Source organism: Streptomyces sp. NPDC028635 (assembly GCF_040637635.1).
Taxonomy (GTDB): Bacteria; Actinomycetota; Actinomycetes; order Streptomycetales; family Streptomycetaceae; genus Streptomyces.
The window spans coordinates 1-20281 of sequence record NZ_JBEZWX010000029.1 but is presented as its reverse complement, the minus strand read 5'-3'; the positions used below and the strand labels follow the sequence as shown (position 1 = coordinate 20281).

The following is a 20281-nucleotide window of genomic DNA, read 5'->3' as shown; positions in this document are numbered from 1 at the left end:
ACGCATGCGCACAGCCCTGCTCCAGAGCTCCGGCCGCCCCGGATCCGTCGCCGAGAACCTCAAGGTGCTCGACGACGCCGCGGGCCGCGCCGCCGCCGCCGGAGCCGCGCTGCTGACCGCACCGGAGATGTTCCTGACCGGCTACGCGATCGGCGACGACATCGCCCGCCTCGCCGAGCCCGCCGACGGCGACTCCGCCGACGCGATCGCGGAGATCGCCACCCGGCACGGCGTGGCCATCGTCTACGGCTACCCGGAGCGCGACGGCGAGACCGTCCACAACTCCGCCCAGCTGATCGACGCCACCGGCACCCGCCGCGCGAACTACCGCAAGACCCACCTCTTCGGCTGCTACGAGCGGGACCACTTCACCCCCGGCGACGACCAGCTCGTCCAGGTCGAGCTGAACGGCCTCACCGTCGGCCTGCTGATCTGCTACGACGTCGAGTTCCCGGAGAACGTCCGCGCCCACGCCCTCGCCGGCACCGACCTCCTCCTCGTGCCGACGGCGCAGATGCACCCCTTCCAGTTCGTCGCCGAGTCGATGATCCCGGTGCGGGCCTTCGAGAACCAGATGTACGTCGCGTACGTCAACCGGGTCGGCCAGGAGGACGAGTTCGAGTTCGTCGGCCTCTCCACCCTCGCCGGCCCCGACGGAGTCGCCCGCGCCCGCGCCGGCCGCACCGAGCAGCTGGTGTTCGCCGACGCCGACCCGGCGTTCCTGGCCGCCTCCCGCGAGAACAACCCGTACCTGAAGGACCGCCGCCCGGACCTGTACGGGTCCCTCGTCTGAACCACCCGGGAAACCCCGAGCCCTCCCCGAAACACCCCGCGCAAGGAGTCCGTACCCCATGACGTCCACGGTGCCCAACGCCGTCGAGCACACCGACGAGCAGCAGCCGCCGATCACCATGTTCGGCCCGGACTTCCCCTACGCCTACGACGACTTCCTGGCCCACCCGGCGGGCCTCGGCCAGGTCCCGGCGACCGAGCACGGCACCGAGGTCGCGATCATCGGCGGCGGTCTGTCCGGCATCGTCGCGGCGTACGAGCTGATGAAGATGGGCCTCAAGCCCGTCGTCTACGAGGCCGACCAGCTCGGCGGCCGGCTGCGCACCGTCGGCTTCGACGGCTGCGACGAGTCGCTGAACTGCGAGCTGGGCGCGATGCGCTTCCCGCCGTCCTCCACCGCCCTGCAGCACTACATCGACCTGGTGGGCCTGGAGACGAAGCCGTTCCCGAACCCGCTCGCCGAGGCCACCCCCTCCACCGTGGTCGACCTCAAGGGCGAGTCGCACTACGCGGAGACCGTCGACGACCTTCCCCAGGTGTACCGGGACGTCGCCGAGGCCTGGAACAAGTGCCTCGAAGAGGGCGCCGACTTCTCCGACATGAACCGCGCGATGCGCGAGCGGGACGTCCCGCGCATCCGTGAGATCTGGGCCCAGCTCGTCGAGAAGCTCGACAACCAGACCTTCTACGGCTTCCTCTGCGACTCCGAGGCGTTCAAGTCCTTCCGACACCGCGAGATATTCGGCCAGGTCGGCTTCGGCACCGGCGGCTGGGACACCGACTTCCCGAACTCCATCCTGGAGATCCTGCGCGTCGTCTACACCGAGGCCGACGACCACCACCGCGGCATCGTCGGCGGCTCCCAGCAGCTGCCGCTGCGCCTGTGGGAGCGCGAGCCGGAGAAGATCGTCCACTGGCCGTACGGCACCTCGCTGAAGTCGCTGCACGCGGACGGCGAGCCGAAGCCCGCCGTGACCCGGCTGCACCGCACCGCGGGCAACCAGATCACCGTCACCGACGCGAACGGCGACATCCGCACCTACAAGGCGGCCGTCTTCACCGCCCAGTCCTGGATGCTGCTGTCGAAGATCGCCTGCGACGACTCGCTGTTCCCGATCGACCACTGGACGGCGATCGAGCGCACCCACTACATGGAGTCCAGCAAGCTCTTCGTCCCCGTGGACCGGCCGTTCTGGCTGGACAAGGACGAGGACACCGGCCGGGACGTCATGTCGATGACGCTGACCGACCGCATGACCCGCGGCACCTACCTGCTGGACAACGGCCCGGACCGGCCCGCCGTGATCTGCCTGTCCTACACCTGGTGCGACGACAGCCTGAAGTGGCTGCCGCTGTCCGCGAACGAGCGGATGGAGGTCATGCTGAAGTCGCTCGGCGAGATCTACCCGAAGGTCGACATCAGGAAGCACATCATCGGCAACCCGGTGACGGTCTCCTGGGAGAACGAGCCCTACTTCATGGGCGCGTTCAAGGCCAACCTGCCCGGCCACTACCGCTACCAGCGGCGCCTGTTCACGCACTTCATGCAGGACCGGCTGCCCGAGGACAAGCGCGGCATCTTCCTCGCGGGCGACGACATCTCCTGGACGGCCGGCTGGGCCGAGGGCGCGATCCAGACCGCGCTGAACGCGGTCTGGGGCGTCATGCACCACTTCGGCGGCGAGACCGACGCGACGAACCCCGGCCCGGGTGACGTCTACGACGAGATCGCGCCCGTCGAACTGCCCGAGGACTGACCGAAGTTCGCGGCCGGCCTCACAACCCGGCCGCCCGGGCCTTCTCGTAGACCTCCGCGGCGACGTCCTTCAGCTCCCGGGCGTCGCGCGGCGTGGTCTGCAGGTCGATCAGGACCTCGTCCATGCCGACCTCGGCGAACGCCGCGAGGTCCGTCACGATCTGGTCGGCGTCGCCCTGGAAGGGGCGGCGGTCGTCGCCGTCGTACGGCTTGGCGCTGTACATGGCGTTCACCCGGGGCACCCGCAGGATCGGCTGGCTGCGGCCCCGCTCGGAGGCGATGTCCTGGAGCTGGTTCCAGCCCGTGGCGTAGGCGTCCACGCCCATGGCGACCGGGAGCCAGCCGTCGGCGCGGTCCACGACGCGCGTCAGCGCCTTCGTGCCGGCCGCGCCCACCAGGATCGGGATCGGCCGGGCGGGCTTCGGGCCGACCACGGCCGCGTCGAGCTTCGTGACCCGGCCGTCGTAGCTCACCGGGTCCGGGCCCCACACCGCCCGGCACACGTCGATCGCCTCGTCCAGCACCCGGCCGCGCTCCGCGTAGGGCCGTACGCCCGCGGCGGCGAACTCGTCGGTCGACCAGCCGGAGCCCAGGCCGGCGATCACCCGGCCGCCGCTCGCCGCGTCCAGCGTCGCGAGGGCCTTGGCGAGCTGGAACGGCCCGTGCAGCGGCGCGACGAGGATGCCCGAGCCCAGCCCGACCCGTTCGGTGACCGCCGCGGCCAGCGTCAGCGTGACCAGCGGGTGCGCCATGCCGCGGTAGAAGTCGGGCCAGGGCAGGCCGGGGACGCCGTACAGGCCCTGGGTGGGGTTCTCCGGGACCAGCGCCCGCTCGTACACCCACAGGCTGTCGTATCCGATCTGCTCGGCGGCGCGCGCCACGTCGGTGACGTCCTTGGCGAGGTCGTACTGCCGGTGCTGGGGAAGACCGAGTCCCAGACGGATGGCCATGGCTGATTGCTCCTTCGCGGTCGGAGTGCCCCATCGGCCAACGTACAGCGGCCCACGGGAGCACACCTGTCGGTCCACGTGCTCGGCGGGGCGGCCGGGCCCGGGGGCCGGGCCGCGCCCGGCCGCGCGGCCCGCGCACCCGTCGGGTGACGCTCAGGCGGGCAGCGGGGTGAGCATCATGCGGCCCGCGAAGCCCACGGCCGCGTCGAGGCGCTCGGCGAACTCCCCGGCCAGTTCGGGCAGCAGCCGCAGCGCCCACAGCGCACGCGCCGCCGACCACGAGGCGTCCCGGGCCCGCTCCAGGCTCCAGGAGCCGAGCAGATGGGTGAGCGGGTCGGCGATCTGCAACAGGTCCGGCCCCGGCATCAGCTCTTCGCGGATGCGTTCCTCCAGCGACACGAGGACATCACCCACCCGGTCGTACTCGTCCTCCAGCTCGGCCGGAGCGCAGCCGAGGCTACGGCAGGCGTCCACCACGGCGAGCGCCAGGTCGTGGCCGATGTGCGCGTTGATGCCCGCGAGGGCGAACTGCAGCGGCCGTACCCCGGGATGGCGGCGCAGCTGCAGCAGGGGGCGCCAGCACGCCGGTGCCCGGCGGCCCTCCCCGTCCGCCTCGACCGCCGTCAGATACCGCTCGGCGAACAGCACGTCCAGCGTGATCGCGGCCCGCCGGTCCGGGAAGGCGCCGGTGCCGATGCGCCGCCCGACCTCCTCGGTGACGGCGAGATAGACACGGTTGAACACGCCCACGCCGTCCCACACGGGCAGAGCCGCGTCCAGCGCGCGCATGCGGGAGACGACCGCGTCGACGGGAGTGGTGAACTGTTCCAACTGCGCCATGCAGGCAGGGTCCCAGTCCTAGGCTGGCCGCAGTGCCGGCGGGCCCGCTGCTTCCCCAGAACGGGGGAACGGGCCCACCGCGCCCGGCGCGCCTGCCGTGGGGGAGCGGCCGCAGCGAGGGGGGAGTGGGAGCGTGTCCGGCTTACGTGCGCAGCGGCTCGCCGCGCGACGGGCCCGGCGCCGGCGAGCCGCCCGGCGCCATGTCATGGTGGCGGCGGCGTCCGTGGTGGTCGCCGTCGGCACCGTCACCGGGACGATGTCGGCGCTGGAGGACGGACGGGGCGCCGACGCGGCCCGGCCGCGGGCGACCCGGGCGACCCGGGCCGACGTCCGTCCGGCACCGGCCCCGCCACCGCCGGCCTCGGCGGCGCCCTCCTCGGCGGTGCCCGCCCCGCAGGTGTCCGCCGGGGCATCCGGGAAGCCGTCCCCCGGTCCGACCGGGACGAGGACGCGACGGGCCGCACCCGCGCTCCCCACCCGCCTCTACCGGCACCCCGGCTCGCAGGTCCTGGACTGGGTCCGCGCCCACCCCGGCGACCCGCGCACCGAGGTCATCGCCTCCCGCATCGCCGACCAGCCGGCCGCGGTCTGGTTCACCGACCACGACCCGGGCACCATCGCCTCCCGAGTGCGCGCGGTCACCGCGGGCGCCGCCGCGCAGGACCGGGTCCCGGTCGTCGTGGCGTACGCGATCCCGGGCCGCGACTGCGGCGGCGCGTCCGAGGGCGGGGCACCCGGCCTGCCCGCCTACGGCGGCTGGATCGACCGCTTCGCCGCGGGGCTGGGCTCCGGCGAGGTGATCGTCGTCCTGGAACCGGACGCGATCGCCCAGTCCGACTGCCTGTCCGCCGCCGACCGGGCCGCCCGCTTCGCCTCGCTGGCCCGCGCGGGCCGCGTGCTCAAGGCCGCGAACCCGCGGGCCCGGGTCTATTACGACGCCGGGCACTCCGGCTGGCGCGCCCCGGCCGAGCAGGCGGCACTGCTGCGGCAGGCGGGCGCCGCCTCTCCCGCCTCCTCCGACGGTGTCTTCAGCAACGTGTCCAACTTCCACCGCACGGCCGACGAGATCGTCTACGACCGGCAGGTGCTGGACGCCCTCGGCGGTCCGGCGGATCTGGGCGCCGTCATCGACACCAGCCGCAACGGCAACGGCGCCCCCGCGGACGGCGCGTGGTGCGACCCGGCAGGCCGCAAGCTGGGCCGGACGCCCACCCTGCGTACGGGCGAGGCGCGGATCGACGCCTACCTGTGGGTGAAGCTGCCGGGGGAGTCGGACGGCTGCGCGGGCGCGCCGGGCGCGTTCACGCCGTCGTACGCCTACGACCTGGCGCGCTGAGAGCCGCCGTCACGGGGCCGGCCGGGAGCCGTCGCCGTCCTCGGTGCCGTACGAGCTGGTGCCCTCGTCGAGCAGTGGTTCCTGCGTCTTGAGGTGGGCGGGGGCGAAGGCGCGCAGGGCGTGGTAGCCGGTGATGACGACCAGGGTGCCGAGGGCGATGCCGCTGAGCGAGAAGGTGTCGGTGAACTTCATGGTCACGTTGCCGACGCCGATGATGATGCCGGCGGCGGCCGGCACCAGGTTGAGCGGGTTGCGCAGGTCGACCCCGGCGTTGAGCCAGATCTGCGCGCCGAGCAGGCCGATCATGCCGTACAGGATGACGGTGATGCCGCCGAGCACGCCGCCCGGGATGGCGGCGACGATCGCGCCGAACTTCGGGCACAGACCGAACAGCAGGGCGAAGCCGGCGGCGGCCCAGTAGGCGGCGGTGGAGTAGACGCGGGTGGCGGCCATCACGCCGATGTTCTCGGAGTAGGTGGTGTTGGGCGGGCCGCCGACCGCGGTGGACAGCATCGAGCCGATGCCGTCGGCGGAGATGGCGGTGCCGAGCTTGTCGTCGAGCGGGTCGCCGGTCATCTCGCCGACCGCCTTGACGTGTCCGGCGTTCTCCGCGACCAGCGCGATGACGACGGGCAGCGCGACCAGGATCGCCGACCACTGGAAGGTGGGGCCGTGGAAGGACGGCAGACCGACCCAGTCGGCCTTGTGCACGCCCGAGAGGTCCAGGCGCCAGTGGTCGGTGAGCTTGCCGCTCGCGTCGACGGAGTGGATCCTGCCGAAGACCCGGTCGAAGAGCCAGGAGATGCCGTAGCCGAAGACCAGGCCGAGGAAGATCGCGATGCGGGACCAGAAACCGCGCAGGCACACCACGGCCAGTCCGGTGAACAGCATCACCAGCAGGGCGGTCCACTGGTCCTGCGGCCAGTAGGTCGAGGCGGTGACCGGGGCGAGGTTGAAGCCGATCAGCATCACGACGGCGCCGGTCACGATCGGCGGCATCGCCGCGTGGATGATCCGGGCGCCGAACTTCTGCACGGCGAGCCCGACCAGGAACAGCACCACGCCGACCACGAACACCGCGCCGGTGACCGTGGCGCTGGTGCCGCCCTGGGCGCGGATGACGGCGGCGACGCCGACGAACGACAGCGAGCAGCCCAGGTAGCTGGGCACCCGGCCGCGGGTGGCGAGCAGGAACACCACGGTCGCGATGCCCGACATCATGATCGCCAGGTTCGGGTCGAGCCCCATCAGCACGGGCGCCACGAAGGACGCGCCGAACATCGCCACCACGTGCTGGGCGCCGAGGCCGATCGTGCGCGGCCAGGAGAGCCGTTCGTCGGGCCGGACCACCGCTCCGGGGGCCGGGGTGCGTCCGTCGCCGTGCAGTTTCCAGCGGACGCCGAGATCCATGGTGGGTTTCGCTTTCGTCGTGCGGGTGGGCCGCCGACCATTGTCCCCGTTCAGGCGGGGGCCCGGCCGCCGGGCGGCGTCCCGCCCGGAGCGCGGACTGAGCGTCCGCTTAGGATGGGTTGGTTGAATCGTCCACCACAGGAGACCCACCCGTGACCGCCGAAGCCCCGATCGCCCCCGCCCTGTCGTACGGCCGGCTGATCCCCGTCACCGTCCACTTCGACGACCTGGACGCGCTCGGCCTGCTGCACAACGCCCGATACCCGCTGATGGTCGAGCGGGCCTGGGCGCAGCTGTGGCAGGAGCACGGCCTGGTCTTCGAGGGCGACTGGGCGGCGGCCGGCGACGCCTGCAACGCCGTGAAGGAACTGCGGATCACCTACGACGCCCCGGTCACCCGCCCCGGCGTGTACGCCGTCCACCTGTGGCTGGAGCGGCTCGGCACCACCGGCCTCACCTACGGCTTCCGCTTCTGCTCGGCCGACGGGGCGACGACGTACGCGCGCGGCAGCCGGGTGCTGGTCCGGCTCGACGCGGACACACTGCGCCCGGCGCCGTGGAGCGAGACGTTCAGGGCCGCGGGTCGGGAACTGCTGCGTCCGACGGACGGCTGACGGTCGGCCGGCCTCGGTCACCCGCCCGAAGGACGCCGGCGAAGACCGCGAGACCGCAGGCCAGCAGGGTCACCAGACCGAACGACACCACCAGGCTGGTCGCCTGGGCCAGCCCGCCGATGGCGCCCGGCGCGACCAGTCCCGAGGTGTAGGTGATGGTCGCGACGCCCGCGATGGCCTGGCTGGGGTTGGGGCCGCTGCGGCCCGCCGCGGCGAAGCACAGCGGGACGACGACCGCGATGCCGAGGCCCATCAGCGCGAACCCGGCCATCGCCGAGGCGGGCTGGCGGGAGACGACGATGAGCAGCCCGCCGAGCACGGCGAGAACGCCGCCCGCGCGGACCGTGCGCACCGAGCCGTAGCGGTCGACGACCTTGTCGCCGGCGATCCGGGCCACCGCCATGGTCAGGGTGAAGCCCGTGGTGCAGGCCGCCGCGAGCCCCGCCGAACTCTCCAGCCGGTCCCGCAGATAGACCGCCGACCAGTCCAGGCTCGCGCCCTCGGCGAACACCGCGCAGAACCCGATGGCGCCGATGAGCAGCGCGGACTTCGGCGGCAGCGCGAACCGCGGCGGCGGCTCCTCGTCCTCGGCGGGCTGCAGGTCCAGCACCCAGGTGCAGGCCCCGATCCCGAGCACGGTCAGCGCGGCGGCCGCCAGTGCGTGGTGCACCCGGGCGTCGGCGCCCAGATGCGCGGCCAGCGTCCCCGCGGCCGAGCCGGCCAGGGCGCCCGCGCTCCACATGCCGTGCAGGCCCGACATGATCGAGCGCCCGAGCCGGTTCTCCACCTCGACGCCGAGCGCGTTCATCGCCACGTCGGCCATGCCCGCGGTCGCGCCGTAGACGAACAGCGCCAGGCACAGGGTGAGCAGGTTCGGGGCGAGGGACGGCAGGGTGAGCGACAGCGTCCACAGGGCGATCAGCCCGCGCAGGGCGTTGCGGGCGCCGAAGGTGTGGCTGATGCGGCCCGCGAGCGGCATCGCCAGGGACGCGCCGAGCGCCGGAAAGGCGAGGGCGAGGCCCAGCTGCCCCGCGCTCACCGCCGCGTGCTCCTGGATCCACGGCACGCGCGTGGCGAACGAGCCGGTCACCGCGCCGTGCACGGCGAACACGGCGGCCACGGCGTACCGGGCCCGCCGCACAGCGCGCTGGTCGTAGGACACAGCCTTCATACTCCCGCCCCTCCCGGACATCTGCGTCGCCCCGCTGGGCGCCGGCGGTGCCGCCACCGCGCCGCAGCAAACTATCAGGAACCCTGCCTGATAGATAGCGGATACCATGCGGCCATGCCCGCATCACCGCGCACCGCCCGGGCCATCAACGACCGGCTCGCCCTGCGGCTGCTCCAGCAGGAGGGCCCGCTGACGGCCGCCCGGCTCAAAGAGCTGACCGGCCTGTCCCGGCCCACGGTCGCCGACCTCGTCGAGCGCCTCACCGTCTCCGGCCTGATCACCGTCGTCGGCGAGGCCGGGGAACAGCGCCGCGGCCCCAACGCCAAGGTGTACGGCATCGTCGCCCACCGCGCCCACCTCGCCGCGCTCGACGTGCGCACTGAGGGCGTCACCGTCCTCGTCGCCGACCTGGTCGGCCGCGTCCTCGCCGAGGCGTCCGCGCCGATCGCCGGCGAGAGCGGGACGGGACCGGCGGTGGAGCAGGCGGTCGCCCTGGTCGAGCGCACGGTGAAGGAGGCGGGCGCCGACCGGCTGCACACCGTCGGCATCGGCGCGCCCGGCCTCATCGACCCCGCCACCGGCGAACTCCGCGACTCCAGCGGCCTGCCCGCCTGGCACCGCCGCCTGGTCGCGGCCCTGCAGGAGCGCCTGCCCGACGCCCGCGTCAGCGTCGAGAACGAGACCAACCTCGCCGCCCTGGCCGAACAGCGCGACGGCGCCGCCCACGACCGGGACACCTTCGTCCTGCTCTGGCTCGGCCACGGCACCGGCGCCGCCGTCGTCCTCGACGGGACGCTGCGCCGGGGCGCCTCGGGCGGCACCGGGGAGATCGGGTTCCTGCCGGTGCCCGGCACGGCGGGACTGCCGTCGGCGACGGGCTGCGAGGGGGGTTTCCACTCCCTGGCGGGCGCGGCGGCGGTCGCCGCGCTGGCCGCGGAGTACGGGCTGAGCGGCACCGCGCGGGAGGGCGAACCGGTGGGCGCGGCGATCGTGCGGGCCGCGCTGGCGGCCTCCCGGCAGGCGGCGGGCCCCGGCGCCGCCGACCGTTTCCTCGACGAGCTCGCCGGACGGATCGCCGTCGGCGCCGCCTCCGTCGTGGCCGTCCTCGACCCCGGCTGCCTGGTCCTCGGCGGCGAACTCGGGCAGGCCGGGGGAGAGACCCTGGCGCGACGCGTGCAGGAACGCCTCGACGCGATGTCGCCGCTGCCCACCCAGGTCCGGGCGAGCACGCTCGGCGGCGGCGCCGTCCTGCGCGGCGCTCTGCTGACGGCCCGGGAACGCACGCAGGACGAGCTGTTCGCCGGTCCGCAGGGGTAGCGGGCGGCCGTCCCGCTCGGCCCGGGAGGACCGCCGGTCCGCCTCAGCGCGCCGCCGCGTCGCCGTAGCGCTTCGCCAGGTACTCCTCGAACGTGCCCTTGCCGACGGCCTGGTGCGGCGCGAGGTGACCGCCTGCCCTGAAGGCCCGGTACGCGGCGCCCCACAGGCGTACCGGCACGACGGGGCGCCGCCGCCCCGTCGCCCTCAGCCACGCGCGGGCCAGCGACTGAAGGGTGCGCACCTCGGGGCCGCCCATGTCGGGGACCCGGCCCGCGGGTGCGCCGAGGGCCAGCTCGGTCAGCCGGCCGGCGACCTCCGCCACCTCGATCGGCTGGTCACTCAGAGCGGCCGGCACGGGCATCACCGGGGACTTCGCCAGCGTCCCGAGCACCTGCACCACCAGATCGTGGAACTGCGTCGTCCGCAGGAGCGTCCAGCCGAGGCCGGACTCCTCCACCAGCTTCTCCACCGCGAACTTGGAGCGGTAGTAGCCGAACGGCACCCGGTCCACGCCGACGATCGAGATGTACACCAGATGCCCCACCCCGGTCCGCCGCGCCGCCGCGATCAGGTTCGCGGCCGCGCGCTCGTCGCCGCGCGGGCTGCTCGCGCAGTGCACGATCGTGTCCACGCCCGCCACGGCCGCGTCCAGTGCGGGACCGCCCTCGCGCAGATCGGCGGCGTACGGCTGCGTGTGCCGGCTGAGCACGCGCACATCGTGGCCGCCCGCGAGCAGCCGCTCGGTGACGAGCCGGCCGAGGGTGCCGGTGCCGCCGGTCACCAGGATCGTGGTCATGCTGTTCAGCTCCTTCACGGCGCCGGGCACTCCCGGACGGAGCGCCCTTCACCGGCTGGGACCGGACAGCCCGCGAGAATGTGACAGGTTTCTACGGCCGGTCGAGCTGACGGCGTACGAACTCCAGCTTGTCCGGGTTCATCACCGCCCACGCCTCGGTGATCAGACCGTCGCGGTACTCGAAGGCGACCACGCCGTACAGCGTGTCGCCGCTGCGCAGGAGCACCGCGTCCGCGCCGTTGACCTCCGCGACCGCGAAGTCCATGTCCGCGCCGTACTTGAGCGAGACGCCCAGCAGGAAACGCAGGACCTTCTCCCGGCCCCGGACGGGCCGCAGGGCCGCGCTGACCTTCCCGCCTCCGTCGCTCCACCAGGTCACGTCGTCGGCGAGCAGCTTCTCCAGCCGGGCGAGGTCGCCGTCCCGGGCGGCGGAGAGGAACGAGGCGACCAGCTCGCGCTGACGGTCGGGCGTCGGCCGGAACCGGCTCTCGGCCGACTCCAGCCGTTTGAGCGCCCGCCGGTGCAGCTGGCGGCAGTTGGCCTCGCCGAGGTCCAGGACGTCCGCGATCTCGCGGTGGCCGTAGCCGAACGCCTCGCGCAGCACGTACACCGCCCGCTCGGTCGGGGTGAGCCGCTCCAGCAGGACCAGCAGCGCCACGGTCACCGCCTCGCGCTGCTCGGCGGACTCCTGGGGGCCGAGCGTGCCGTCCCCGGTGGCGACGGGCTCCGGCAGCCAGGCGCCGACGTAGCTCTCGCGCCGGGCCCGGGCGGACGTCAGGCGGTTGAGGCACAGGTTGGTGACGACCTTGGCGAGCCAGGCCCCTGGATGGGCGATCTCGGCGCGCTCGGCGCCGCTGAACCGCAGATAGGCGTCCTGGACGGCGTCCTCGGCCTCCTGGGCGGAGCCCAGCATGCGGTAGGCGAGACCGAACAGACGGGGGCGGTGGGCCTCGAACTCCTCGGCGAGCGCGGTCGTCATGTCCTCACCCTGTCAGACGGGGTGACGCCCGGGCAGGGGAGGACCGGCGCCCGGACCTGGGAGGACCCGGCGGCGGGCAAGGGCCGTCGTCACCGCCGCCGGGCCCGTCTGCGCGGGCGGCCCGGCAGGCCCCGTACGCGGGGCGGCCCGCTCCCGCCGACGGCAACACGGCCTGTCCGCTGGGAAGTTGCGCCGACCATAGGGAGGACTAGACCAATGTGTCAACAGGTACGGACCAAGGGACCGCATGATCGACCTGTGAGCCACTCCACATGCATCACCCCTATGGACGAGTACCGGCCGTGGCACACTGGCCCTGTACCTAAAGCAGCGCACTCCGGGGTCGGTGAAAGTCCGAACCGGCGGTTACAGTCCGCGACCCGGTCACCTCCAGTGACCGGTTGACCAGGTGAAATTCCTGGACCGACGGTTAAAGTCCGGATGGGAGGCAGTGCGCGGCGGGCGGGCATCCATGCGCGCCGCCGTATTCGCTCGTCCTGGTGGACGGGTCTGTCCGGCGTCGCCCCCGGTGTTCCTGCCCGTGATCTCTGTCGTCATCGACAGCCCCGGAGTCCGTGCCCCCATGAGGCAGGAGGACCCGGGAAGTGTTCACCGGAATCGTCGAAGAGCTGGGCGAGATCACCGCCGTCGAGACCCTCGACGACGCCTGTCGCTTCCGGCTGCGCGGGCCCGTCGTCACCGAGGGCGCGAAGCACGGGGACTCCATCGCCGTCAACGGCGTCTGCCTCACCGTCGTCGAGCACGAGGGTGACGAGTTCACCGCCGACGTCATGGCGGAGACCCTCAGCCGCTCCAGCCTGGGGGCCCTCACCGTCGGCTCCCGGGTCAACCTCGAACGCCCCATGGCCGTCGGCGACCGCCTCGGCGGTCACATCGTGCAGGGCCATGTGGACGGCACCGGCGAGATCCTCGACCGCAAGCCGTCGGAGCACTGGGAGATCGTGAAGATCTCCCTGCCCGCCGACCTCTCCCGCTACGTCGTCGAGAAGGGCTCCATCACCGTCGACGGCATCAGCCTCACCGTCGTCGACGCGGGCCCGGACTTCTTCACCGTGAGCCTCATCCCGACCACCCTCGCCCTGACCACGCTCGGCCTCAAGCAGCCCGGCGACCCGGTCAACCTCGAGGTGGACGTCGTCGCCAAGTACGTCGAGCGGATGCTCGGCGACCGCCTGCCGGGGGCCGGCCGATGAACTGGATGAACTCCGAGGCGTTCAGCCTCTTCGGCCAGCACATCATCTGGTCCGACATGGTCGGCAACATCCTCGGCCTGATCACCCTCGCCCTCGGCTGGCGCCGCCATGTGTGGACCTGGCCGGTGCAGTTCCTGTCCGGACTGGTCCTCTTCGGCGCCTTCTACGGCCACCTCACCGGCAGCGCCGGCAAGCAGGTCGTCGTCATGGTCGTCGCCCTGTACGGCTGGTGGCAGTGGCAGCGCGGCCGGGGCAAGGCCGAGGACGGCCGCATCACCGTCCGCTTCGCGACCTGGCCCGAGCGCGGCGCGATGGTCGGCGCGGCCGCCGTCGGCACCGTCGCCGTCGCCCTGCTCTTCACCGCCTACCCGAAGCTCTCCTGGGACCCCTGGCCCGACGCCTACATCTTCGTCGGCACCGTCGTCGCCATGTACGCCCAGGCCAAGGGCATGGTCGAGTTCTGGTTCGCCTGGCTGCTGGTCGACCTCGTCGGCGTCCCCCTGAACTTCGCCAACGGCTACGCCTTCTCCGGATTCGTCTACGTCATCTACGGCGCGCTCGTCCTGTGGGGCATGCGCGACTGGTGGCTGCGCTCCCGCCGGAGCGCGCAGCCCGCCCTGGAAGGAGCGCCGGCATGAGCACCGCACCGATCCTGTACTCCACCGACGGCGTCGAGGACTTCTCCCTCGACCCCATCGAACAGGCCATCGCCGACATCGCCGCCGGCCGCCCCGTCGTGGTCGTGGACGACGAGGACCGCGAGAACGAGGGCGACCTCGTCATCGCCGCCGAGAAGGCGACCGAGGAGATCGTCGCCTTCATGATGAGCGAGTGCCGCGGCCTGATCTGCGCCCCGATGGAGGGCGACGAACTGGACCGGCTCGAACTGCCGCAGATGGTCCAGGACAACACCGAGTCCATGAAGACCGCCTTCACGGTCTCCGTCGACGCCTCCGGCGCCCACGGCGTCACCACCGGCATCTCGGCGTCCGACCGTGCCACCACGCTCCAGCTGCTGGCGAGCGGCGCCGCCGAGCCCGCCGACCTGGTGCGTCCCGGCCATGTCTTCCCGCTGCGCGCCCGCTCCGGCGGTGTGCTGGTCCGCAACGGCCACACCGAGGCCGCCGTCGACCTCGCCCGCCTCGCGGGTCTGCGCCCGGCCGGCGCCATCGTCGAGATCGCCGGCGAGGACGGCCGTATGCTGCGCCTGCCCGAGCTGATCCCCTTCGCCCGCAAGCACGGCCTGACGATCATCTCCATCGAGGACCTGATCGCCTACCGCCGCGGCAGCGAGCCCACCGTGCGCCGCGAGGCCGAGGTCCGCCTGCCGACCGCGCACGGCACCTTCACCGCCTACGGCTACCGCTCCACCGTCGACGGCGTCGAGCACGTCGCCCTCGTCCACGGCGAGATCGGCGACGGCACCGACGTCCTGGTGCGCGTCCACTCCGAATGCCTCACCGGCGACGTCTTCGGCTCACAGCGCTGCGACTGCGGCCCCCAGCTCGACGCCTCCCTGGAGCGGATCCACGCCGAGGGGCGCGGTGTCGTCGTCTACCTGCGCGGACACGAGGGCCGCGGCATCGGCCTGATGTCCAAGCTGCGCGCCTACGAACTCCAGGAACGCGGCCGCGACACCCTGGACGCCAACCTGGAACTCGGGCTGCCCGCCGACGCCCGCGACTACGCGGCCGGCGCGCAGATCCTGACCGACCTGGGTGTGCGCAGCGTCCGCCTGATGACCAACAACCCCGACAAGACCGACGCGCTGCAGCGGTACGGCATCGAGGTCACCGGCCGGGTCCCGATGGCCGTGACGGCCGGCGAGCACAATCTGCGCTATCTGCGAACCAAGCGGGACCGGATGGGGCACGACCTGCCCTGGCTGGACACGGCACCCGTCACCACCTGCGGCGACCAGTAACCACAGGCACCGCGACCACCAGCGGCAACAGGCAAGAACGGCACTGAGGAGAGACGTGAGCGGCAAGGGCGCACCGGAGCTGTCCGTACGCAATGTGGGTGACCTGCGGGTCGCCGTCATCGCGGCGCAGTGGCACGAGAAGGTGATGGACGGCCTGGTGGACGGCGCCCTGCGCGCCCTGCACGAGATGGGCATCGACGAGCCGACCCTGCTCAGGGTCCCCGGCAGCTGGGAGCTTCCGGTGGCGGCCAAGGTCATGGCCGAGCGCGGCTACGACGCGGTCGTCGCCCTCGGCGTCGTCATCCGCGGCGGCACCCCCCACTTCGACTACGTCTGCCAGGGCGTCACCCAGGGCCTGACCCAGGTGTCGGTCACCACCGGCGTCCCCGTCGGCTTCGGCGTGCTCACCTGCGACAACGACGAGCAGGCCCTCGACCGGGCCGGCCTGGAGAGCTCCAGCGAGGACAAGGGCCACGAGGCGGTCACGGCGGCGGTCGCCACCGCGGCCACGCTGCGCTCAGTATCTGAACCGTGGCACTAGGCCGTGCGGCACACCGCGTAGAGTGGGCGGCACCATGTCCAAGAAGACGTTCGAGGAGCTCTTCACCGAGCTCCAGCACAAGGCCGCCCAGGGCGATCCCGCCACCTCCCGCACCGCCGAGCTGGTGAGCAAGGGCGTCCATGCCATCGGCAAGAAGGTCGTCGAAGAGGCCGCCGAGGTCTGGATGGCCGCCGAGTACGAGGGCAAGGAGGCGGCGGCCGAGGAGATCTCCCAGCTGCTGTACCACCTCCAGGTGATGATGGTCGCCCGCGGGATCTCCCTCGACGACGTCTACGCGCACCTGTAAGCCGCACGCCCTCACCCGCCCTACCCCACCCCTTCACGCAAAGGAAGCCGACCTCATGCTGCGCATCGCCGTCCCCAACAAGGGTTCACTGTCCGGCCCTGCGGCGGAGATGCTGCATGAGGCCGGCTACCAGCAGCGCCGCGAGTCCAAAGAGCTGCGCATCGTCGACCCGGTCAACGACGTCGAGTTCTTCTACCTCCGGCCCCGCGACATCGCCATCTACGTCTCCTCCGGCATGCTCGACATCGGCATCACCGGCCGTGATCTGCTGATCGACTCCAGCGCCGACGCCGAGGAGATCCTGCCGCTCGGCTTCGCCCGCTCCACGTTCCGCTTCGCCGCCAAGCCGGGCGCGGTGGCGAGCCTCGAGGACCTCAAGGGCAAGACCGTCGCCACCTCCTACGAGGGCATCGTCTCCCAGTACCTGACCGACCAGGGCGTCGACGCCGCCGTCGTGCACCTCGACGGCGCCGTCGAGACCGCCATCGAGCTGGGTGTGGCCGAGGCCATCGCCGACGTCGTCGAGACCGGCACCTCGCTGCGCAACGCCGGCCTCGAGGTGTTCGGCGAGCCGATCATGAAGTCCGAGGCGGTCGTCATCCGCCGTACCGGCGCCGACGCCGACGAGCCCAAGGTGCAGCAGTTCCTGCGCCGCCTCCAGGGCGTCCTGGTGGCCCGCACCTACGTGATGATGGACTACGACATCCGCGCCGAGCACCTCGAGGAGGCCGTCGCCGTCACGCCCGGCCTGGAGGGCCCGACCGTCTCCCCGCTGCACAACGAGGGCTGGGTCGCCGTCCGCGCCATGGTGCCGACCAAGGAGGCCCAGCGGATCATGGACGACCTGTACGCCATCGGAGCGCGGGCCATCCTGACCACGGCCATCCACGCCTGCCGGCTCTGAGCGGCGACCGCCCGTCGCCTGTGTGGGATCTTCCTGACATGTCCGATCTGCCTTCCCTCCCCGTCACCTTCCGGCCGGCCCGCACCCGGGTCGTCCTGCTCACCGCCGGTGTCGTGATCTTCGTCGTGATCTCCACGGTCGCCCTGCTGCTGGAGCAGCTCAGCCCCGGGGAGAAGCTCAGCTTCGTGGTCACCGGGGCGCTGCTCTTCGGCGTCCTGCTCTGGCTGTCGCGGCCCAAGGTCGTCGCCGACGAGTCCGGCGTGACCGTGGTCAACTTCGCCAGCGCCCGGCGGCTGGAGTGGGCGGAGATCCTCAAGGTGAACCTGCGCACCGGCGACCCCTGGGTGTTCCTCAACCTCAGCGACGGCACCAGCCTGCCCGCCCTCGGCATCCAGCCCGGCATCAACAAGCAGCGCGCCCTCGCCGACGCGAACACCCTGCGGGCGCTGGTCGAGGCCCGGTCCATCGCCGACCCCGACGCCTCCGGCGGCCCCGGCGGGCGGTCCTGAGCCCGCGCGCGGAACCGTTCGGGCGAAGATCAGGGGCCAACTCGGGGTCGTCCACCCTGCCGTAGTGCCCCACCTCTTGATTAATCTGGGGGCGGAGGCGTTTTCGCTGCGCCCCGCCCCTGCGCGCCGCCCGGCGCCCGGGGCCCCTGCTATCCGAGGAGTGACCCTCTCCGGCGATGGACGGATCGTCCTGTAGTACCTGCGCCGCCCCCTGCCGACATACCGCGGCCCCGCGCCACGGACACCCGCAGGCGGCGGCATCATGACCATCCCCCTGCTGCTCCTGGCAGCCGCGTTCCTGCTCATCCTCGCCAACGGCTTCTTCGTGGCCGCCGAGTTCGGCCTGGTCACCGTGGAGCGTCCGGAGGCCGAGAAGGCCGCCGCCGACGGCGACAAGCGCGCCCGTACGGTCGTCGACTCCCTGAAGGAACTGTCCTTCCAGCTGTCCGGCACCCAGCTCGGCATCACCATCACCTCCCTCGTCGTCGGCATGCTCGCCGAACCGGCGCTGGCCCGGCTGCTGCGCGGCCCCTTCACCGCGATCGGCATCCCCGAGGGCGCCGTCTCCGGGATCGCGGTGGTCGTCGGCATGCTGCTCGCCTCCGCCGTGCAGATGGTGATCGGCGAGCTGGTGCCGAAGAACTGGGCCGTCTCGCGCCCGCTGCAGGTCGCCCGGTTCGTCGCCGGCCCGCAGCACGTGTTCTCGCGCCTGTTCCGGCCGGTGATCGCCGCCCTGAACACCGTCGCCAACCGGCTCGTACGGGCCCTGGGCGTCGAGCCGGCCGAGGAACTGGCCTCCGCCCGCACGCCCGGTGAGCTGGTCTCCCTGGCCCGGCACTCCGCCCAGGCCGGAGCGCTGGAGCAGGACACGGCCGACCTGTTCGTACGGACGCTCTCCCTCGGCGAGCTGACCGCGCAGCACGTGATGACGCCGCGGGTGAAGGTGAGCGCGCTGCAGGCGTCGGCCACCGCGGAGGACGTGGTGAACCTGACCCGGGCGACCGGGCTGTCACGGTTCCCCGTCTACCGGGAGAAGATCGACGAGATCGTCGGCATGGCCCATCTGAAGGACGCGCTGGCCGTGCCCGTGCACGACCGGCTGCGCACCCCGGTCAGCCGGATCGCCCGGCCCGCGCTGCTGGTGCCGGAGACCCTGCCGGTGCAGCCGCTGCTGACCCGGCTGCGCAGCGAACAGCCGATCGCCGTCGTCGTCGACGAGTACGGCGGTACGGCCGGGGTGGTCACCCTGGAGGACATCGTGGAGGAGCTCGTCGGCGAGGTGCGCGACGAGCACGACGTGCACGATCTTCCCGAGCTGGCGCCCGCGCCGCCGGAGGACGGACGGCCCGCCTGGGACGTCGACGGCAGCTGCCGGGTCGACGTGCTGCAGCGGGTCGGCTTCGACGCGCCCGAGGGGCCGTACGAGACCGTCGCCGGGCTGGTCGCCGATCTGCTCGGGCGGATTCCCGCGCCGGGGGACAAGGCGGAGCTGCCGGGCTGGCGGCTGTCCGTGCGGCAGGTGGGGCACTACCGGGCCGAGCGGGTGCGCCTGGTGCGGACGGCGCCGGCCGTGAACGTGATGGAGGCCGTGCGATGAGCGTCCTCCAACTGCTGCTCGCGGCGCTGCTCGTGCTGACCAACGGGTTCTTCGTCGGAGCCGAGTTCGCGCTGGTGTCCGTGCGGCGCAGTCAGATCGAACCGCTCGGGACCGCCCGGGCGCGGCAGGTGCTCTACGGGCTCGAGCATCTGCCGCAGATGATGGCCGCGGCGCAGTTCGGGATCACGGTGTGCTCGCTGACGCTGGGTGCGGTGGCCGAGCCGACGGTCGCGCATCTGCTGGAGCCGGTGTTCGCGTGGGTGCGGATGCCGGAGGGTGTCATCCATCCGCTCGGGTATGTGATCGCGCTGGCGGCGGTGGTCTTCTTCCACCTGGTGATCGGCGAGATGGTCCCGAAGAACCTCGCCATGGCCGCGCCCGAGAAGGCCGCGCTGTGGCTGAGCCCCGGGCTGGTGGCGTTCGCGCGGCTGTGCAAGCCGATCACCGTGGCGCTGGGAGCCTGTGCGAAGGGCATCCTGCGGTTGTTCCGGGTGGAGCCCAAGGACGAGGTCGAGGCCGTGTTCACCAGTGAGCAGCTCAACCGGCTCGTCGAGGACTCCGGGCAGGCCGGCCTGCTCGATCCGGAGGAGCAGGAGCGGCTGGAGGACGCGCTGGAGCTGGGGTCCCGGCCGGTGACCGATGTGCTGCTGAAGCGGGAGTCGCTGGTGACGGTGCCGCCGTCGGTGACGCCGGGGCAGATCGTGGAGCTGACGGCTCGCACGGGGTACTCGCGGTTCCCGGTGGCGGCGGAGCGGGGGTCGGCGTTCATGGGGTATGTGCACGTCAAGGACGTGCTCGACCTCGAGGACTCCGACCGGGCGGTGCCGCAGCAGGTGTGGCGGCCGATGACGACGCTGCGGGCGGAGCTGCCGCTGGACGACGCGCTGACCGTGATGCGGCGGGCGGCCACGCATCTGGCGCAGGTCGCGGACGGGTCGGGGCGTGTGCTGGGCGTGGTTGCGCTGGAGGATGTGCTGGAGCTGCTGGTGGGGGAGGTACGGGATCCGGCGCATCGGGCTGCGGCGGCGGAGCAGGTTTTGGCGTCGTAGGGGGTCGCCGTTGCCTGCGGCGCTGGGTGCGTTGTCGTCTGCGGGTTTCGTTGTGGCTGGTCGCCGTTGCCTGCGGCGCCCGGTCGTGTTTCGTCTGCGGGTGCGTCGGGGCTGGTCGCGCCGTTCCCCGCGCCCCTTTTTTGCCTGCGGCGGCCCGTCACCGTCCGGTGGGTGGTTGCGGTCGCGCCTGCGGTTCGTTGTGGGTCGGGGCCGGGGTGGGGGGTGTCCGTCCTCGGTCCGGCCGCCCGTCACTCGATACGGCGCCCTCCGCCGGT

General features: G+C 72.6%; 20 protein-coding genes and 1 riboswitch. Of the genes, 14 read left to right on the top strand and 6 right to left on the bottom strand.

Annotated features, from left to right (window positions below; genetic code table 11):
• Positions 1-4 precede the first annotated feature (4 nt).
• Both AB0E88_RS26110 and AB0E88_RS26105 read left to right on the top strand, forming a co-directional pair.
• Positions 5-793: a carbon-nitrogen hydrolase family protein gene (locus AB0E88_RS26110; protein WP_361635002.1), complete on the top strand. Its 789-nt coding sequence runs from the start codon at positions 5-7 to the stop codon at positions 791-793.
• 58 nt (positions 794-851) lie between these two features.
• The gene (locus tag AB0E88_RS26105) at positions 852-2549 is read left to right on the top strand and encodes an NAD(P)/FAD-dependent oxidoreductase (RefSeq protein WP_361634999.1); all 1698 of its coding nucleotides are present in this window, start codon (positions 852-854) and stop codon (positions 2547-2549) included.
• Between the two features lie 19 nt (positions 2550-2568).
• On the opposite strand, the gene AB0E88_RS26100 is transcribed toward AB0E88_RS26105, so the two are convergent.
• Together AB0E88_RS26100 and AB0E88_RS26095 are read right to left on the bottom strand one after the other, a co-directional pair.
• The gene (locus AB0E88_RS26100; protein ID WP_361634997.1) at positions 2569-3498 is read right to left on the bottom strand and encodes an LLM class F420-dependent oxidoreductase; all 930 of its coding nucleotides are present in this window, start codon (positions 3496-3498) and stop codon (positions 2569-2571) included.
• A 153-nt stretch (positions 3499-3651) separates the two neighbouring features.
• Positions 3652-4338 (bottom strand): DUF5995 family protein, encoded by a 687-nt coding sequence (locus tag AB0E88_RS26095; protein ID WP_361634994.1) that lies wholly within the window; start codon positions 4336-4338, stop codon positions 3652-3654.
• A gap of 205 nt (positions 4339-4543) precedes the next feature.
• Between AB0E88_RS26095 and AB0E88_RS26090 the strand changes: the two genes are divergently transcribed.
• Positions 4544-5674 carry a glycoside hydrolase family 6 protein gene (locus AB0E88_RS26090; protein ID WP_361635155.1) on the top strand — a complete coding sequence of 377 codons (1131 nt, stop codon included), beginning with the start codon at positions 4544-4546 and terminating at the stop codon, positions 5672-5674.
• Positions 5675-5683: 9 nt separating this feature from the next.
• Here AB0E88_RS26090 and AB0E88_RS26085 read toward each other — a convergent pair whose 3' ends face one another.
• Complete coding sequence (locus tag AB0E88_RS26085) at positions 5684-7084, bottom strand: solute carrier family 23 protein (protein ID WP_361634991.1); 1401 nt, start codon at positions 7082-7084, stop codon at positions 5684-5686.
• 152 nt (positions 7085-7236) lie between these two features.
• Between AB0E88_RS26085 and AB0E88_RS26080 the strand changes: the two genes are divergently transcribed.
• Complete coding sequence (locus tag AB0E88_RS26080; protein WP_361634988.1) at positions 7237-7698, top strand: acyl-CoA thioesterase; 462 nt, start codon at positions 7237-7239, stop codon at positions 7696-7698.
• Here the strand turns inward: AB0E88_RS26080 and AB0E88_RS26075 are convergent.
• Positions 7655-8869, bottom strand: coding sequence for an MFS transporter (locus tag AB0E88_RS26075; protein ID WP_361634985.1), 1215 nt, complete (start codon positions 8867-8869; stop codon positions 7655-7657). The genes AB0E88_RS26080 and AB0E88_RS26075 overlap by 44 nt on opposite strands.
• A 114-nt stretch (positions 8870-8983) precedes the next feature.
• Between AB0E88_RS26075 and AB0E88_RS26070 the strand changes: the two genes are divergently transcribed.
• Positions 8984-10186 carry an ROK family transcriptional regulator gene (locus AB0E88_RS26070; protein ID WP_361634982.1) on the top strand — a complete coding sequence of 401 codons (1203 nt, stop codon included), beginning with the start codon at positions 8984-8986 and terminating at the stop codon, positions 10184-10186.
• Between the two features lie 43 nt (positions 10187-10229).
• On the opposite strand, the gene AB0E88_RS26065 is transcribed toward AB0E88_RS26070, so the two are convergent.
• On the bottom strand, positions 10230-10982 hold the full coding sequence (locus AB0E88_RS26065) for an SDR family oxidoreductase (RefSeq protein ID WP_361634979.1): 753 nt from the start codon (positions 10980-10982) through the stop codon (positions 10230-10232).
• 91 nt (positions 10983-11073) lie between these two features.
• The gene (locus AB0E88_RS26060) at positions 11074-11961 is read right to left on the bottom strand and encodes an RNA polymerase sigma-70 factor (protein ID WP_361634976.1); all 888 of its coding nucleotides are present in this window, start codon (positions 11959-11961) and stop codon (positions 11074-11076) included.
• Between the two features lie 328 nt (positions 11962-12289).
• Positions 12290-12420, top strand: a riboswitch (FMN riboswitch).
• Positions 12421-12566: 146 nt separating this feature from the next.
• Here AB0E88_RS26060 and AB0E88_RS26055 point away from each other — a divergent pair.
• The 9 genes from AB0E88_RS26055 (at position 12567) to AB0E88_RS26015 (ending at position 20006) form a co-directional block, all read left to right on the top strand.
• Entirely contained in the window at positions 12567-13175 is a 609-nt protein-coding gene (locus AB0E88_RS26055; RefSeq protein ID WP_361634973.1) for a riboflavin synthase, read from the top strand.
• The gene (locus AB0E88_RS26050; RefSeq protein ID WP_361634970.1) at positions 13172-13813 is read left to right on the top strand and encodes a nicotinamide mononucleotide transporter family protein; all 642 of its coding nucleotides are present in this window, start codon (positions 13172-13174) and stop codon (positions 13811-13813) included. The genes AB0E88_RS26055 and AB0E88_RS26050 overlap by 4 nt, the downstream gene beginning before the upstream one ends.
• Positions 13810-15099 carry a bifunctional 3,4-dihydroxy-2-butanone-4-phosphate synthase/GTP cyclohydrolase II gene (locus AB0E88_RS26045; protein ID WP_361634967.1) on the top strand — a complete coding sequence of 430 codons (1290 nt, stop codon included), beginning with the start codon at positions 13810-13812 and terminating at the stop codon, positions 15097-15099. Before AB0E88_RS26050 ends, AB0E88_RS26045 begins: the two co-directional genes overlap by 4 nt.
• A 55-nt stretch (positions 15100-15154) precedes the next feature.
• Entirely contained in the window at positions 15155-15640 is a 486-nt protein-coding gene (gene ribH / locus AB0E88_RS26040; RefSeq protein WP_361634965.1) for a 6,7-dimethyl-8-ribityllumazine synthase, read from the top strand.
• A gap of 34 nt (positions 15641-15674) precedes the next feature.
• Positions 15675-15947 carry a phosphoribosyl-ATP diphosphatase gene (locus AB0E88_RS26035; RefSeq protein ID WP_361634963.1) on the top strand — a complete coding sequence of 91 codons (273 nt, stop codon included), beginning with the start codon at positions 15675-15677 and terminating at the stop codon, positions 15945-15947.
• Between the two features lie 55 nt (positions 15948-16002).
• Positions 16003-16851 carry an ATP phosphoribosyltransferase gene (gene hisG, locus AB0E88_RS26030; protein ID WP_361634961.1) on the top strand — a complete coding sequence of 283 codons (849 nt, stop codon included), beginning with the start codon at positions 16003-16005 and terminating at the stop codon, positions 16849-16851.
• A 38-nt stretch (positions 16852-16889) separates the two neighbouring features.
• Positions 16890-17360 (top strand): PH domain-containing protein, encoded by a 471-nt coding sequence (locus AB0E88_RS26025; RefSeq protein ID WP_361634958.1) that lies wholly within the window; start codon positions 16890-16892, stop codon positions 17358-17360.
• A gap of 262 nt (positions 17361-17622) precedes the next feature.
• Entirely contained in the window at positions 17623-18957 is a 1335-nt protein-coding gene (locus AB0E88_RS26020; protein WP_361634955.1) for a hemolysin family protein, read from the top strand.
• The gene (locus AB0E88_RS26015) at positions 18954-20006 is read left to right on the top strand and encodes a hemolysin family protein (RefSeq protein WP_361634952.1); all 1053 of its coding nucleotides are present in this window, start codon (positions 18954-18956) and stop codon (positions 20004-20006) included. Before AB0E88_RS26020 ends, AB0E88_RS26015 begins: the two co-directional genes overlap by 4 nt.
• Positions 20007-20281 lie beyond the last annotated feature (275 nt).